Annotated in this window: 14 protein-coding genes, 1 other RNA gene and 1 other annotated feature; of the genes, 13 read left to right on the forward strand and 2 right to left on the reverse strand. The window is 36.9% G+C overall.

Going from position 1 to position 15,052, the window contains the following annotated elements; translation table 11 throughout:
* The first annotated feature begins 54 nt into the window (after window positions 1-54).
* The 8 genes from TEPIDINF_RS01970 to TEPIDINF_RS02005 all read left to right on the forward strand — a co-directional run bounded on the left by TEPIDINF_RS01970 (window position 55) and on the right by TEPIDINF_RS02005 (window position 9,025).
* On the forward strand, window positions 55-2,175 hold the full coding sequence (locus TEPIDINF_RS01970) for a RelA/SpoT family protein (RefSeq protein ID WP_421692128.1): 2,121 nt from the start codon (window positions 55-57) through the stop codon (window positions 2,173-2,175).
* A 27-nt stretch (window positions 2,176-2,202) separates the two neighbouring features.
* Window positions 2,203-2,640 (forward strand): D-aminoacyl-tRNA deacylase, encoded by a 438-nt coding sequence (dtd, locus tag TEPIDINF_RS01975; RefSeq protein WP_068723203.1) that lies wholly within the window; start codon window positions 2,203-2,205, stop codon window positions 2,638-2,640.
* A 102-nt stretch (window positions 2,641-2,742) separates the two neighbouring features.
* Complete coding sequence (locus TEPIDINF_RS01980; RefSeq protein WP_181482147.1) at window positions 2,743-2,898, forward strand: hypothetical protein; 156 nt, start codon at window positions 2,743-2,745, stop codon at window positions 2,896-2,898.
* Between the two features lie 25 nt (window positions 2,899-2,923).
* A complete protein-coding gene (locus TEPIDINF_RS01985) occupies window positions 2,924-4,423 on the forward strand; it encodes a coproporphyrinogen III oxidase (protein WP_421691258.1) in 1,500 nt (499 codons plus the stop codon).
* A gap of 78 nt (window positions 4,424-4,501) precedes the next feature.
* Window positions 4,502-4,728: a binding site (T-box leader), on the forward strand.
* 92 nt (window positions 4,729-4,820) lie between these two features.
* Window positions 4,821-6,089, forward strand: a complete 1,269-nt coding sequence (hisS, locus tag TEPIDINF_RS01990; RefSeq protein WP_069800346.1) for a histidine--tRNA ligase — start codon at window positions 4,821-4,823, stop codon at window positions 6,087-6,089.
* A gap of 12 nt (window positions 6,090-6,101) precedes the next feature.
* On the forward strand, window positions 6,102-7,877 hold the full coding sequence (aspS, locus tag TEPIDINF_RS01995; RefSeq protein ID WP_421691259.1) for an aspartate--tRNA ligase: 1,776 nt from the start codon (window positions 6,102-6,104) through the stop codon (window positions 7,875-7,877).
* Window positions 7,878-7,965: 88 nt separating this feature from the next.
* Window positions 7,966-8,145, forward strand: a non-coding RNA gene (ssrS, locus tag TEPIDINF_RS02000) — 6S RNA.
* A 142-nt stretch (window positions 8,146-8,287) separates the two neighbouring features.
* Window positions 8,288-9,025 carry a tRNA threonylcarbamoyladenosine dehydratase gene (locus tag TEPIDINF_RS02005; RefSeq protein WP_421691260.1) on the forward strand — a complete coding sequence of 246 codons (738 nt, stop codon included), beginning with the start codon at window positions 8,288-8,290 and terminating at the stop codon, window positions 9,023-9,025.
* Window positions 9,026-9,078: 53 nt separating this feature from the next.
* On the opposite strand, the gene TEPIDINF_RS02010 is transcribed toward TEPIDINF_RS02005, so the two are convergent.
* Window positions 9,079-9,741: an SdpI family protein gene (locus TEPIDINF_RS02010; protein ID WP_421691261.1), complete on the reverse strand. Its 663-nt coding sequence runs from the start codon at window positions 9,739-9,741 to the stop codon at window positions 9,079-9,081.
* A gap of 5 nt (window positions 9,742-9,746) precedes the next feature.
* Entirely contained in the window at window positions 9,747-10,025 is a 279-nt protein-coding gene (locus tag TEPIDINF_RS02015; protein WP_069800324.1) for an autorepressor SdpR family transcription factor, read from the reverse strand.
* A gap of 213 nt (window positions 10,026-10,238) precedes the next feature.
* Between TEPIDINF_RS02015 and TEPIDINF_RS02020 the strand changes: the two genes are divergently transcribed.
* From TEPIDINF_RS02020 to TEPIDINF_RS02040, 5 genes are all read left to right on the forward strand, one after another.
* Entirely contained in the window at window positions 10,239-10,811 is a 573-nt protein-coding gene (locus TEPIDINF_RS02020; RefSeq protein ID WP_421691262.1) for a 5' nucleotidase, NT5C type, read from the forward strand.
* 62 nt (window positions 10,812-10,873) lie between these two features.
* Entirely contained in the window at window positions 10,874-11,920 is a 1,047-nt protein-coding gene (ltaE, locus tag TEPIDINF_RS02025; protein WP_068723226.1) for a low-specificity L-threonine aldolase, read from the forward strand.
* Window positions 11,921-11,929: 9 nt separating this feature from the next.
* Window positions 11,930-13,225, forward strand: a complete 1,296-nt coding sequence (locus TEPIDINF_RS02030) for a replication-associated recombination protein A (protein WP_069800320.1) — start codon at window positions 11,930-11,932, stop codon at window positions 13,223-13,225.
* Window positions 13,226-13,290: 65 nt separating this feature from the next.
* Window positions 13,291-13,908: a YczE/YyaS/YitT family protein gene (locus TEPIDINF_RS02035; RefSeq protein WP_421691263.1), complete on the forward strand. Its 618-nt coding sequence runs from the start codon at window positions 13,291-13,293 to the stop codon at window positions 13,906-13,908.
* Window positions 13,905-15,044, forward strand: a complete 1,140-nt coding sequence (locus tag TEPIDINF_RS02040) for a cysteine desulfurase family protein (RefSeq protein WP_421691264.1) — start codon at window positions 13,905-13,907, stop codon at window positions 15,042-15,044. The genes TEPIDINF_RS02035 and TEPIDINF_RS02040 overlap by 4 nt, the downstream gene beginning before the upstream one ends.
* Window positions 15,045-15,052: the final 8 nt, after the last annotated feature.

Genomic DNA, 15,052 nt, shown 5'->3' on the forward strand with positions numbered 1-15,052 from the left:
GATATGGAATTAGAATTGGCAATAGAACAATTGGTTAAAAAAGCAAGTAAATATATGTCTGACAAAGATATTGATCTAATTAAAGATGCCTATTTCTTTGCCAAAAAAGCACATGAAGGTCAAACAAGGCGTTCAGGAGAACCTTATATTATTCATCCAACAAAGGTAGCTGAAATCTTAGTTGATCTTCAATTAGACATGGTAACGGTTATTTCTGGACTTCTTCATGATGTCGTAGAAGATACAGAGGTAACCTTAGAACAAATAACAGAAAGATTTGGCCAAGAAGTTGCAAGATTAGTAGATGGGGTTACTAAATTAGGACGTATTAAATACAAGTCAAAAGAAGAACAACAAGCTGAAAATCATCGAAAAATGTTTGTTGCAATGGCAAAGGATATTCGTGTCATATTGATTAAGTTAGCAGACAGGCTACACAATATGCGGACACTAAAACATCTTCCTGAAGAAAAGCAACGGCGCATTGCAGATGAAACATTAGAAATATTTGCACCTTTAGCTCATCGTTTAGGAATATCTACGATCAAATGGGAACTAGAAGATACCGCATTACGTTATCTAAACCCACAGCAATATTATCGGATTGTCCACCTGATGAAGAAAAAAAGAGCAGAGCGGGAAGATTATCTTAATAAAGTCATCGAATCCATTCAAAATAAAATGGAAGATGTGGGCATTGAAGCAGAAATCTCTGGAAGACCCAAACACATCTATAGCATTTACCGCAAAATGGTAAAACAAAATAAGCAATTTAATGAGATATATGATCTGTTAGCCGTACGCGTGATTGTCGAAAGTATTAAGGATTGTTATGCTGTTTTAGGGACGATTCATACGCTATGGAAACCAATGCCTGGCAGATTTAAAGACTATATTGCTATGCCTAAGGCAAACATGTATCAATCCCTGCACACCACTGTCATTGGACCAAAAGGGGAGCCTTTAGAGGTTCAAATTCGTACCTATGAAATGCATCACACTGCTGAATTTGGTATTGCTGCCCATTGGGCTTACAAAGAGGGGAAAATACATTCTGAGCATTCTTTTGAGGACAAGCTTTCTTGGTTTAGAGAAATTCTTGAGTACCAGAATGATTACCGGGATGCAAGAGAATTCATGGAGTCCCTAAAGATGGACTTATTCTCTGATGTGGTCTTTGTTTTTACCCCTAAGGGAGATGTGATAGAATTACCTCAAGGTTCAGTACCTTTAGACTTTGCTTATCGCATCCATACTGAAGTTGGAAATCGTTGTATCGGTGCAAAGGTGAATGGAAAGATTGTACCACTTGATCATCAATTAAAAACAGGTGACATTGTAGAAATCCTCACCTCCAAACATAGCTATGGGCCAAGTCAGGATTGGCTAAAGATTGCCCAGTCTTCCCATGCAAGAAGTAAGATAAAGCAATGGTTTAAGAAAGAGAAACGGGAAGAAAATGTAATAAAAGGTCGAGAAAGTATCGAGAGGGAATTAAGAAGACAAGGTTATGACCCGACTCAATACATGACTTCTGATTTATTAAAGGAGATAGCAGCAAAATTTAACTTTAATGACGAAGAAGACATGATGTCGGCTATTGGTTATGGTGGGATTACAGCAGCCCAAATTGTAACTCGTTTAACAGACAAGGGTAAAAAATTAAGTGATGAAGATACGATTAAAAATTTTGATTTACGTCAGCCCACAAATACTGTTAAGAAAAAAATGGCTGCAGGGGTTAAAGTTAAAGGGATCGATAATCTCCTCATACGTTTTTCCCGTTGTTGTAACCCTGTACCAGGTGATGAAATTGTAGGTTTTATTACTAGAGGACGAGGGGTTTCCATCCATCGTAAAGATTGTCCAAATATCCAAATCCCTGAAGATAAAGAACGATTAATAGAGGTCGAATGGGATAATGTTCAAGAACATTCTTATAATGTAGATATTGAAGTGATTGGAATGGATCGTCGAGGCTTGCTCAATGAAGTCTTACAAGCAGTTTCTGAAACAAAAACGAATATGACAGCAGTTACTGGCAAATCAGACAAAAATAAGATGGCTTCTATTTTAATGACCATCTTAATTCATAATACAGAACATTTACATTCTGTGGTAGAGCGGATAAAAAGGGTTAAGGACGTTTATACTGTTCGTAGAATTATGCAATAGCAAACATGCTAGAAGGAGAGTCTTGCTTTGAGAATTGTGGTTCAACGGGCAAAAAAAGCCAAGGTTATCGTAAATCATCAGGTAGTAGGCGCCATTGATTATGGTTTAATGATTTTAGTAGGCGTTACTCATGATGATGGAGAAGAAGATCTTCAATTTATGGCAGATAAAATCGTGAATTTACGTATTTTTGAAGATGAAGAAGGGAAAATGAACTTATCTCTTCTTGATATCAAAGGAAGTGTTTTATCTGTTTCCCAATTTACTTTATATGGAGATGCTAGAAAGGGGCGTCGCCCCAACTTTATGAATGCAGCAAAGCCTGAAATAGCTAGAAAAGTTTACGAACGATTAAATGAACTGATTCGTGAAAAAGGCGTTCATGTTGAAACAGGTGTATTTGGTGAGATGATGGATGTAGAGTTTACGAATGATGGGCCAGTGACCATCCTCTTAGAGACCTAAAAATGATCAGGTAGGTAGTGTCCCTTAACTTTTTCTATCCTTAGGATTGAATGAAGAAAACTTTGGAGAAACTAAGGATAGAAAATGAGTGGAGGGATTTTCTTGCATCAATCAAAGAAAGAAGTATTAGCAAGACAATGGAACCAGAAGGTTTCTTTAGATTTGTGTGATCAAATTGAAATCGACGAAGCCAAGATGAATGAAATGACTAGAGATATTGAAAAGGATACATCTTCTCGTTTGCACCGTCATTCATGATTAAAAGGTGGGAGAGGCTAGATACATGAAGATCATATGGCAACAAAAAGATCATCCATTTAAAAGAGAGATTGAAATGATTTTTGATTTATTTAAAACGGAAACTGATCAACTCCTCTTTGAAGAAAAGGCTGAGGAAGAAGCTTATCTGGTCAATATAGATGAACAATATGGTAAAGATTTTGTCTTAGTAAAGGGTGAAGTGATAAAAAATAAACAATCCACATCCTATACCTATGAACGATGCGTTTCTATGAATCTAACAGAAGAAGAAAAGCGAAAGCTCGCAAAACAAGCGGTAAAGCATCTTTGGCTTAAAATCTTAGAAGATATCACAAGTGAAAAACAAGATTGGGGAATTCTTACAGGGATTAGACCAACTAAGCTTTACCATCAATTGCTGCAAGAGATGACAATGGACCAAGTGGATCAATTTCTGGAGAAGGAATATTTATTAAGGCCAAACAAAATCGCTTTGTTAAGAGAGATTGTTCAAAGACAATTGAAAGTAATCCCTGACCTATACGAGATTAATCAGGAAGTCAGCCTTTATATAGGTATCCCGTTTTGCCCAACAAAATGTGCTTACTGTACATTTCCTGCTTATTCAATTAAAGGGAGGAATGGAACCGTTGATGGTTTCCTAAAAGGCTTACATTTAGAGATTGAAAAAATAGGGAAATGGTTAAAAGAATCAAGTCGTAAGGTGACAACCATTTACTTTGGAGGAGGAACACCTACAAGTATAGAAGCCGAACAATTAGATCAAATCTTTGCGCAATTAAATCAATGGATTGATTTAGCAGATCTTCGTGAAATTACTGTTGAGGCAGGTAGACCTGATACGATTACCCTTGATAAAATCAACGTGTTAAACAAATGGAAGGTAGACCGGATCAGTATTAATCCGCAAACATTTACGCAAGAAACATTAGACCTCATTGGCCGCCATCATACAGTAGAAGAAACGATTGAAAAGTTTCACTTAGCAAGAAAAATGAAGATTGACAATATCAATATGGATTTAATTATTGGTTTACCTGGGGAAAGAACGGAACAACTTCAGTACTCACTTGATCAACTAGCAAATTTACAACCGGAATCGATTACTGTTCACACCATGGCTTTTAAAAGAGCTTCTTATTTGACAAAGAATAAAGCAGAATATGATATCATTGATAAAGATGAAATTAGAAAAATGATGGATTTAGCTAGCCGATGGGCAAGAGAACATCATTATCATCCCTATTATTTGTACCGTCAAAAAAATATGCTAGGTAATTTAGAAAACGTAGGATATGCTTTAGAAAACAGAGAAAGCATTTATAACATTCTTATTATGGAAGAAAAACAAACGATTATTGGTTTAGGGTGTGGAGCGGTAAGCAAATTGATGCCGCCAAATTCAAATATAGTCATACGGTTCCCAAATCCGAAAGAACCAAAAGTTTATATTGAAACGATTGAAACGCAAATTGACTTAAAGATAGAGAAACTAAATGAAATTTTTCAAGTGGTAGCTTGACATTCCTTATTTAGCAAAGTATGATAAAGATCGATAATAATACATGATGATTATATAACATGTGACATATGATTTAATAAGGATCCTGTGAAGGGAAGAGTAGTTAGGAAACGGATAGCCAGAGAGGGGATGAATAGGCTGAGATCATCTCTCTATTACGACCTAAGGAAAGACATCCTAGAGGACTCTTGGTGAAAATGTTTGGAAGTAACCAAGTAGCGTTTACCAACGTTAATGGGAATGAAGTGGGATTTTATCCAAAAAGGGTGGTACCACGGGTGATCTTCGTATCTCTCGTCCCTGATGAAAGAAAAACATCAGGAGAGGGATTTTTTTTATTGGTTTCAATCTTTTCATTCAGGAAAATATAAACAAGAATTTTGTAAGGAGGAGCGTTATGAAGTTTCATGTTCCAAGAGGTACAGCCGATGTTTTACCTGGAGAAACAGAATTGTGGACATATGTCGAACAAAAATCAAAAGATATTTACAAGCGCTACAATTATAAGGAGATTAAGACTCCCATTTTTGAGCATACTGAGTTATTTCAACGTGGTGTTGGGGAGACAACAGATATTGTTGAAAAAGAGATGTATACTTTTAAAGATCGAGGGGATCGAAGTTTAACCTTACGCCCAGAAGGAACAGCTTCTGTTGTTCGTTCCTTTGTGGAAAACAAACTTTTTGCAAATCCAGATCCTACTAAACTTTACTATATTGGGCCGATGTTTCGCTATGAAAGGCCTCAGTCAGGAAGAACACGCCAATTTACACAAATCGGTGTTGAGGTATTAGGAAGTAGTGATCCAAGTATTGATGCAGAAGTGATTTCGATGGCGATGCGTCAGTTTGAAGATATGGGGCTTAATGAACTTCGCTTAGAAATCAATAGTGTAGGTTGTTCAGTCTGTCGCCCAGTCTATAGAGAAAAGCTTGTGAACCATTTACATGGAGTTGAAGATCATTTATGTAAAGATTGTCAGTCGAGAATCGACCGCAACCCAATGAGGGTGTTAGATTGTAAAAATGAAACCTGTAAAGCAGTCACAGAAGATGCACCGACGATCGATCAGTATTTATGTGAAGATTGTAGAATTCATCATCATAAAGTGAAAGAATACTTAGATCAGATGGGAATCCAATATGTGGAGAATCCAAGATTAGTACGTGGTTTAGATTACTACACACAAACGGCTTTTGAAATCATGTCAGAAGGTATTGGAGCTGTAGGAACCCTGTGTGGAGGTGGCCGTTACAATAGGCTTGTAGCTGAAATTGGCGGTGATGATGTTCCTGGTATTGGTTATGCCTTTTCCATGGAGAGAATCACCCTGGCATTGAAATCAAAAGAAGTGGCATTAGATCTTGATCAAGGAATCGATGTTTATCTTGTCACTCTAGGGGAAAATGTACAAGCTGTTAGCATGAAGATTTTAGATGAATTACGTGAAAAAGGAATCTCTGCAGAAAAAGACTATCTAAGTCGAAAAATGAAAGCTCAAATGAAAGCAGCTGATCGACTACAAGCAAAATTAGTCTTGATTTTGGGGGATGATGAGTTAAATCAAAATAAAATTGTTGTCCGCAATATGAAAACAGGGGATCAAGAGGAAGTATCTTTATCAACGATTGTTGAGATAGTTAAAAGTAAACTTAAAGAGGAATAGGAGGAAAGAAAGATGTTACTACAAAGAACTCATCAGTGTGGAACACTTAATACAGAACATATAGGTGAAGAAGTTGTATTAAGTGGTTGGGTTCAAAAAAGGCGTGACCTTGGGGGACTCATTTTTATCGATTTAAGGGATCGAAGTGGAATTGTTCAATTGATCTTCAATCCAGAAGCTTCAAAAGATGCTCATGAGATTGCGGATAAAGCAAGAAACGAATATGTTATTGCTGTAAAAGGGATGGTTGTTAAAAGGGATGAAGCAACGATTAACCCAAATATAGCGACAGGAGAAATAGAAATTGATGTAAAAGAGATCCAAATCATCAATGAAGCAAAGAATCCACCCTTTTTCATTCAAGATCATATAGATATTGATGAGACTTTGCGTCTAAAATATCGTTACCTTGATTTAAGGCGAAATGAAATGCAAAAAACACTGATATTGCGCCATCAAGCTATGATCTTTATTCGTAATTTTTTGGATAAACATGGCTTTCTAGATATTGAGACACCGATGCTTACCAAGAGTACACCAGAGGGTGCAAGAGACTATCTTGTTGCCAGTCGAAAACATCCAGGTCATTTTTTTGCCTTGCCCCAATCCCCACAGTTATATAAGCAACTTTTAATGGTGTCTGGTTTTGAACGATACTATCAAATTACACGTTGCTTTAGAGATGAGGATTTGCGTGCAGACCGACAACCTGAATTTACACAAGTGGATATTGAGATGTCCTTTATGCCGTTACAAGAATTTCAAGATCTTATGGAAGAAATGATGGTTGGCTTATTCCAAGAAACCATCGGCTACAAAGTTGAGCGTCCTTTTTTACGCATGACTTACCAGGAAGCCATGGATCGATATGGTTCAGATAAGCCAGATATTCGCTTTGGTTTAGAATTAAAAGACATATCTGAGGTCTTAAAAGATAGCGAGTTTAAAGTATTCAAAAATACGATTGAAAACGGGGGGCAAATTAAAGCGATCAATGCAAAGGGTTGTGCTCATTATAGTAGAAAAGAGATTGATCAATTAACAGAATTTGTTACTCGTTATGGTGCTAAGGGTCTTGCTTGGCTTGCTTTTAAAGAGGGTGAGGTCAAAGGCTCGATTGCTAAATTTGTGACAGAAGAAGAATTAAAACAAATGAAAGCAATCCTTGAAGTAGAAAATGGCGACTTACTACTCTTTGTTGCCGATCAAAAGAAAGTGGTGGCGGATGCATTAGGAAATCTGCGTCTTAAATTAGGTAAAGATTTAAACTTAATTCCTCATGATGTTTATCAATTTTTATGGGTGACTGATTTTCCTCTACTTGCTTATGATGACGAAGAAGGAAGATACGTAGCAGAGCATCATCCATTTACCATGCCAAAAACCGAAGATATTCCATTGTTAGATTTAGACCCAGCTAAGGTAAGAGCACAAGCTTATGATATGGTGTTGAATGGGTACGAATTAGGTGGAGGAAGTATGAGGATTTATAAAAAGGAGATCCAAGAGAAGATGTTTCAGACTTTAGGATTCTCCAAAGAAGAGACTTGGGAAAAATTTGGCTTTTTATTGGAAGCTTTTGAATATGGAACTCCACCCCATGGAGGAATTGCCTTTGGGTTAGACCGAATCATTATGCTTCTAGCCAAACGAAGCAATCTGAGAGATACCATTGCCTTTCCAAAGACAGCTGGAGCCAATTGCTTATTAACAGGTGCCCCAACTCTAGTTGATAGAAAACAGCTAAATGAGCTTCATTTACAGATTGAAAAAGATGGCCAAGAATAGACAAGTTAGATTGGTAAAGATTTTGTAACAAAGCCCACTTGATTTTCGGCTTATCCATATGGTAACATAAAATTACAAGTTAACAATAAGAGCCCTAAGTTGTACGTGAAGTACCGACAGTTTTGAGCCAACACCTTTTTTACGGGAGTTCGGGTTCTTTGGTGGATAAGAAGCCATGATTTATCTTGGACCTATGAAATCAAAGACAGGACACCCACCTGCGAGAGCAGGTTCAAAACCTAGGAAACACGGCATACCCGGGGCTCTTTTTTTTGCTTTTTCTTCAAAAAAAGGCATGGATGACGGAGCTTGTTGTAATATACATTTCATCTGAATTTACATAGTATCAAATTGATAAATTAAATGAAAAAGATTAATGAATATAACGAATTTGAGAAAGGAAATCGTTCATGTTACATGCGTTTTCAAGGTTAGAATTAGCAATTGGATCAGAAAATCTTCAAATTCTGAAAAATAGTACTGTGGTCGTATTAGGAGTTGGTGGGGTAGGTTCTTATGCTGCAGAGGCATTAGCTCGCTCAGCTATTGGAAAAATTATTCTAGTTGATAAGGATGTTGTCGACATCACCAATATCAATCGACAAATCCATGCTTTAACTTCCACTGTAGGAATGTCAAAGGTAGAGCTGATGGTAACAAGAATCAAAGAGATCAACCCTGATTGTGAAGTGATTCCTTTACATATGTTTTACAATGAAGAAACTGCAGAGGAGATTTTTTCTCATCAGCCTGATTACATCGTTGATGCGATCGATACGATGACATGTAAGATCCAAGTTATTCTTGAAAGTAAAAAAAGAAATGTCCCTATTATTTCCTCCATGGGTGCTGCCAATAAAATGGATCCTACCCAGTTTGTCATTACAGATATCTCCAAAACACATACCGATCCAGTTGCTAGAGTAATTCGACAACAGCTAAAAAAACATGGAATTCACAAAGGAGTACAAGTGGTTTTTTCTCCAGAAAAACCAATCGCACTTCAAGAAGATCTTTATCAAGTGGTCGGCAAAAAAACAAGTGAAATTCGCAAAGAAAAAAGACCTCCAGCTAGCAACGCATTTGTTCCACCAGTTGCGGGTATGATTTTAGCTAGTGTGGTTGTGCGTGAACTTATTCAATCATAAAAATAAAGGAATTAAGCGATTTTTGCTTAATTCCTTTATTTTGGTTTTTTCATTTATTCCTCTTTTATTTCCTTTTGATATTGTAGGTATGAATATAAAGTGATTACCCCTACTGAGATAAGAAGGGAGCCAATTAAAAGGATAAAAGCAATCATACCTTGGAAAAGGCTACCGATGATACCCAATATCCCTGTGATCACAAATAACTTTCCTGCCAAACGATGAGTTTTGTACCAGACCTCTTTACTACTTAATGTCCAAGGTGTACGTATACCGATAAAATAATTGTCCTTAATCTTTCCGGAATAGTTGCCAATAATAATAAATAACACAGAAACAAGAAATGGAACGATAAAACCAACTTGTAGATAATTAGGGATCTGGTCTGCTCCTTTGATTGCATATAACAAGGTTAAGAGATAGATCAGAGCAAGGAACAGATGAATACTCCATCGGAAAATAATGTAAACCCCAGCAAATTTAGCATAACTCTCTTTTCTTGGATCAACTTTCGGAGTGACGAAAAAGAAGAAAAATAACAACAAATTCAAACCAGGGAAAAGCAATATCGCCTGCCATTTTTCACTATAGGAATCGACTTCTCCTTGTATATTCCAATGGGTTGGGATTTGATCTGGAAGTTGAGAAGAAAGAATAAGTCCAATGGCAAACGTAGACAAAATAATGGCTAATAAAAACCAATCTGATTTTTTCATGATTTTCACTCCTTGATTTTTTGTTCGGTTAAATCGATCATCCAGCTCATAATATCTTGAAAAACAGTTGTATTCAGCTGATAAAGAATAAATTGCCCCTGTTTTTCATCCTGGATCATATCTGCTTGTTTCAGGATATTTAAATGATGGGAGATGCTTGGCTTTGTCATTGCAAATTGATCGGCGATTTCTCCAGCCGTTAATGGCTTTTCTTTTAATAATTGAATTATCTTTCTTCTCGTCGGATCTGATAAGGCCTTAAATGTATGATTAAAGGATGACATGAATACACACCTGCCTTTCCACTAATGTTCTTGGGGCAATCAAGGTTAGTTTAATATTTAGATAAATTTCTAAATATCTAATTAAAGTATATCCTATCTTTTAAAAAATAATAAGCCCAAAAAAATGTGCAGAAAAATGTAGATTTCATTTATGAATGATTTAAAGAAGTGATATAGTAAATAAAGTAAAGAGATTATGCCGGAGGGAATTGTATGAGACTAGGTATTGATATAGACGGAACGATTAAACAAACACAAAGAACAGCGATTCAATTGTATAATGAAGTATTGAATCGCGATGTAAAAGAAGATGAAGTCACAACCTTTTATTTAGATGAACCGTATGGATTATCTGAAGAAGAAGGAAGAAGAATTTGGCGCAAACTTGAAGCCAAAATTTACACAGTTGGAATCCCACTTGAACATGCACCTGAAGCATTACAACAATTAAAGGGAGAAGGAAATCAGATTTATTTTATCACTGCAAGGCCTGATACGGATCGGATTAGAAAGATTACAATCGAGTGGCTAAAAAAACATAATTTTCCATATAATGGAAAAAATCTTTTTATGAATGCACATGATAAAGGAACCGTTGCTAATCAATTAGGAATTGATCTTTTTTTTGAGGATGACCCTGAGCATATCAATAACCTTTTAGCAAAAAAGATACACACCATCATCATGGATGCCAAGTATAATCAGGATTATCCTGCTGATATTCCAAGAATTAAAAACTGGCAGGAAGGAATTGAATATATTCACCAATTTGAAAAAGCGCTATAAACAGAAGCCACATGGTGATATGATATTTTTTAAAAGAATTAATTCTGGGAGAGTGAGATAAGATGATCGATTTACGAAGTGATACTGTAACAAAACCTACTCAAGAAATGCGTGAGGCAATGTATCATGCAGAAGTAGGTGACGATGTATATGGCGAAGACCCAACCGTTACAAAACTGGAAACTCTTGCTGCTGAAATGCTGGGGAAAGAGTCAGCCTTATTTGTAACAAGTGGTACACAAGGGAATCAAATTGCTGTCTTAACTCATGGCAAGCCAGGGGATGAAATCATTCTAGAAGCTGATTCACATATTTTTTATTATGAAGCTGGAGCAGTAGCTGCCCTTGCTGGGGTACAAACAAGAACGATTCAAGGTGAAAGAGGAAGAATGCCACTTGATAAAATTCGGGAAGCGATTCGTGAAGAAGGAGATATTCATCTTCCTCAAACGGCAATGATTGGCTTAGAAAATACACATAATCGTGCAGGAGGAGTCGTTATTCCACCTGATTATATGAAAGCAGTTTACCAGTTGGCACAAGAAAAGGGCATACCTGTTCATTTAGATGGAGCTCGTTTATTTAACGCAGCGATAGCATTAGATGTAGGTGTCAAAGAATTTACCAAATATGTAGACACTGTTCAAGTCTGCTTATCTAAAGGGTTAAGTGCACCAATGGGTTCTATTTTAGCCGGGCCAAAAGAATGGATAGAACGGGCTAGAAAATGGCGCAAACGTCTTGGTGGAGGAATGAGACAGTCTGGTTTAATGGCTGCACCTGGAATTGTTGCTTTAACCAAGATGGTTGATCGACTCGCAGAAGATCATCATCGTGCAAAAGATTTGGCAAAAGGGATTAATGAAATTGAAGGAATTCAGATTGACCTTGAACATGTTGAAACTAATATTGTTTTAATCAATATAAAACAGTTGGGCATTACAGCCGTTCAGTTTTTAAATGAATTAAAGGAATTTGGTATCCTTGGAAGTGCATTTGGAGAATATTTAATCCGTTTAACCACTCATCGCGAAATTCAAGATGAGGATATTACACAGACTGTAAATATTTTTACGAAAGTGGTACAACAATTAAGGAAACGAGGATAGTGCTGATTCATGTATGATTTATTTTCTTCAACAACGAACCAATTTTCTCCGCTTGCTGATCGTTTACGTCCTAGAAATCTAGATGAATATATTGGTCAAAAGCATATTGTTGGTAAGGGAAAACTTCTTCGTCGTGCGATTGAAGCAGATAGGATTTCATCGATCATCCTATATGGCCCTCCGGGTACAGGAAAAACTAGTCTTGCTTATGTGATTAGTCAAGTGACACAGAGTGAATTTGTTCGCCTTAATGCTGTAAGTGCAGGGGTCAAAGAGGTGAGAGAAGTAATCGAAAAAGCTTCTGAACAAGTTAGACTTTATGGAAGAAAAACGATACTTTTTTTAGATGAGATTCATCGTTTTAACAAAGCACAACAAGATGCCCTTCTTCCTTCTGTTGAAAAGGGCGATCTGATTTTAATTGGGGCAACGACTGAAAATCCCTTCTTTGAGGTAAATTCAGCCCTATTATCTAGAAGTCAATTATTTCGACTAGAACCTTTAATAGAAGATGAGATGAAAGAAGCCTTAGAAATGGCTTTAACAGATAAAGAACGCGGACTAGGTAATGAGCCAGTTGAGATGGAAGATGAAGCTTTGCAACACATCATCTATACGGCAAACGGAGATTTAAGGAAGGCTCTAAATGCTCTTGAATTAGCGGTAACCACGACCCCTCCAGATGCGGATGGAAAAATTAGAGTAACTTTGGCTATTGCTGAAGAGTCCATTCAACAACCTGCGATTCGTTATGATACAGGGGATGCACGCTATGATATGATGAGTGCCATGATTAAATCAATTCGGGGTAGTGCAACAGATGCAGCTCTATATTGGATGGCTAGAATGCTGGAAGCAGGTGAGGATCCCAAACTGATTGTCCGAAGACTCATTGTCCATGCGTCAGAAGATATCGGCATGGCAAATCCTAATGCGTTAGAACAAGCTATTGCGACCCTACATGCCCTTCAAGCTGTTGGATTGCCTGAAGCGAGAATAAACATAGCTCAATGTGTGATTTACTTATCAGAAAGTCCTAAATCAAATTCGGTGATTCAAGCTATAGATTCAGCTCTTTCCGATGTGAGAAAGGGAATGCTAGGTCAGGTTCCTTCTCATTTAAGGGATGCTCATTACAAAGGAGCAAAACAACTAGGTCATGGCATAGGATATAAATATCCTCATAATTATCCCAATCACTTTGTAGAACAACAATATTTGCCAAATGGAATGTCTGAAACACAGTATTACTTTCCAAGTGATCAAGGGATGGAAGCAAAATTGCAACAAAGGAAAAGAAAGTAACAATTATATTTAATAAGTGAATTGTAAATTGTAGAGAGAGAATGTGTTGGTTGAGGAGAGGTAAAATGAGCAAACATGAATGGTTCATACGTATGATTATATTTTTTATGGGCATCATTGTGATGAGTTTAGGCATCTCATTGATTATTGAAGCCAATTTAGGGGTTTCTGCTTGGGACGTTCTCCATATTGGATTATATAAAACACTTGGTTTAACAGTTGGTACATGGTCACAAATTGTGGGAATCGTCGTGATTGCAGTAAGTTATTTGATGGATAAAAAAATACTTGGGGTTGGTACCGTTCTTAATATGGTTTTTGTTGGCTGGTTTCTTGATCTCTTTTTGTATCTGTTACCAACCATGAAAATGATCATTCCTCAAATAATGTTTCTATTTCTTGGTATTATTTTTATGGGCATGGGATCTGGTATGTACATTACTTCAAAATTGGGGCCAGGCCCTAGAGATGGTTTGATGCTAGTTTTATCTGAACGTTTTCATTGGGGTATAGGTAAAATAAAAACGATGATGGAAATGATTGCACTCCTCATCGGTTGGGTTTTGGGTGGCCCTGTCTTTATTGGGACTGTAATTGCTTCTGTCATGATAGGACCTGCCATGCAATTTTTTATCCATTTATTTAATGTGAGGATTAATAAAGAAAGGGAGAAATTAGTATGAACGATATTTATTTGGATCATGGAGCAACCACACCTGTTCATCCACAGGTCTTTGAAAAAATGACTCCTTTTTTACAGGATCGTTTTGGCAATCCATCAAGCCTCCATTTCAAAGGTAAAATTGCAAAGATACCCATAGAAGATGCAAGAGTTTACGTAGCAAAAGCATTACATACGCATCCGACAAGAATTGTGTTTACCAGTGGGGGGACTGAAAGTGATTATACGGCTATCGTAGGAGCTGCATTAGCTCAACGCGAGAAGGGGAAACACATTATCATCTCGGAAATTGAACATTCAGCTGTCTTTGAAGCAGTCGATTTTTTAAAGCAGTTTGATTTTGAAATCACCTATTTGCCTGTCAATTCACAAGGAATAGTCGAAATAGATCAATTGAAACAAGCGATCCGAAACGACACCATTTTAATTAGTGTAATGTATGTGAATAATGAACTTGGAACGATTCAGCCAATTCAACAAATTGGAGATATTGCCCGGGAAAAGGGGATTCTTTTTCATACGGATGCGGTACAAGCCTTTCCTGTGATGGATATAGATGTTTCTACATTGCCTGTCGATTTATTAACGGTTTCCTCCCACAAAATTAATGGTCCTAAAGGAGTAGGTGCTTTATATATTCATAAAGATGTGAAAATAAGACCTTTAATTGGGGGCAATCAGGAAAGGAATAGAAGAGGTGGTACGGAGAATGTACCAGGAATTGTTGGGTTTGGAGAGGCAGCAAAAATTCTTACTGAGACAAGAGAAGAAAAATGGCAAAAAGCGCAACAATTTAAAAATCGAATGATTAAAATATGGAAGGAAAAGTTAGGGGAAGAGGAGTTTTTTATCAATGGGGACCTTCATGGTGTTCCTAGTATTCTTAATGTAAGTTTTCCATCCGTTGATACGCAAACGATGATTGTAAGTCTAGATATGAAAAAGATCGCAATATCAGGTGGATCAGCTTGTGCAGCAGGTTCCATTGATGTAACCCGTGTTATTAAGGCATTGCATCTTCCTGATCCTATCGCTAAGTCTGCCATTCGAATTAGTTTTGGTTATGGAAATACCCTTGAAGATATAGAAAGAGCTGCCAAAGAAATTGTTAACATCGTAAATCGAAAACGTAAATAAGCGTATAC

Source organism: Tepidibacillus infernus (assembly GCF_048898065.1).
GTDB classification, from domain to species: domain Bacteria; phylum Bacillota; class Bacilli; order Tepidibacillales; family Tepidibacillaceae; genus Tepidibacillus_B; species Tepidibacillus_B infernus.